Below are 1150 nucleotides of genomic sequence, written 5' to 3' on the forward strand. Positions count from 1 at the left end.
GGCGGGGTCAAGGGGTGAGTGCAATCGTTAGGGGACGATGAGTTGTGCGAGGCGTTGGGCTGGTGTGTTCCAGTCGAGTGTTTCGCGGGGTCGGGTGTTGAGTTCGTGGGCGACTTCGTCGAGGCCGGTTTGGTCGATGGTGCGGAAGTCGTAGGTGCTCTTGGGGAAGTACTGGCGCAGGAGTCCGTTGGTGTTCTCGTTGGTGCCGCGTTGCCAGGGGCTGTGGGGGTCGCAGAAGTAGACCGGGCAGCCGGTGGCGATGGTGAAGGTGGGGTGGGTGGCCATCTCGGTGCCCTGGTCCCAGGTCAGTGAGCGTCGTAGGTGTGTGGGCATGCGGGTGGCCAGGGTGGTGAGGACGCTGATGACGGCGGCGCTGTCGCGGCTGTGGGGCAGGGCGCCGAGCATGACGTAACGGGTGGCTCGTTCTACCAGGGTCACGATCGCTGACGTTCCGGCTTTGCCGATGACGAGGTCGCCTTCCCAGTGCCCTGGTACCGCCCGGTCGGTGGCTTCGGCCGGTCGGTTGCTGATGTGTAGGTCGCCGATCCAGGGCCGTCGGCTGCGGGTGGCGGTCGTGGCACGCGGTTGCGGGCGTCGCTGGGTGCGTCCCGATCTCAGGGCCACCTGCCGGGTCAACTCGGCCCGCAGGCCGCCTCGTGACTGCACGTAGATCGCCTGGTAGATGGTCTCGTGGGACACCTGCAACTCCGGCCGGTCGGTGAACGTGGCCCGTAGCCACGCGGTGATCTGCTTCGGTGACCACCTACGGGCCAGTTTCCCCGCCACGACCTGCCGCAGCCGGGTGCCCGCCGCCAGCTTCGACGACGCCCGCCGCTTCCTGGCCGCGTCAGCCCGCCGCTGCGCCCACTGCGCCTGATACCCCCACCGGTACGGACGACGAGCCCGCCCAGACGGCAACGACCGCCCGAGCGGGTTCTTCGTCCCATGCCGCGCGCTGTTGTTCCTCGCCACCTCCCGCGACACCGTGCACGCCGGCACCCCGAGAAGCCCCGCGATCTGCGAGATCGTCCGACCCGAAGCCCACAGATGCTCCAACACCTGCCGATGCCCGAACGTCAACACACCCGGCTTCGCCACCAGGACCTCCAACCCAACCCAAGATCAGTTGCACTGAAGCCTAGAAACCGCC

Annotated in this window: 1 protein-coding gene and 1 pseudogene; both read right to left on the bottom strand. The window is 67.8% G+C overall.

The window, feature by feature from the left end; all coding sequences use genetic code 11:
* Positions 1 to 27: 27 nt before the first annotated feature.
* Complete coding sequence (locus AB0B63_RS32500) at positions 28 to 999, bottom strand: IS30 family transposase (protein ID WP_357025898.1); 972 nt, start codon at positions 997 to 999, stop codon at positions 28 to 30.
* A pseudogene (locus tag AB0B63_RS32505) lies at positions 973 to 1098 on the bottom strand (helix-turn-helix domain-containing protein); the annotation flags it as partial. The pseudogene AB0B63_RS32505 and the gene AB0B63_RS32500, both read right to left, overlap by 27 nt.
* Positions 1099 to 1150: the final 52 nt, after the last annotated feature.

It is taken from the genome of Micromonospora sp. NPDC049081 (assembly GCF_040648835.1).
In the GTDB taxonomy this organism is placed as follows: Bacteria; Actinomycetota; Actinomycetes; order Mycobacteriales; family Micromonosporaceae; genus Micromonospora; species Micromonospora antibiotica.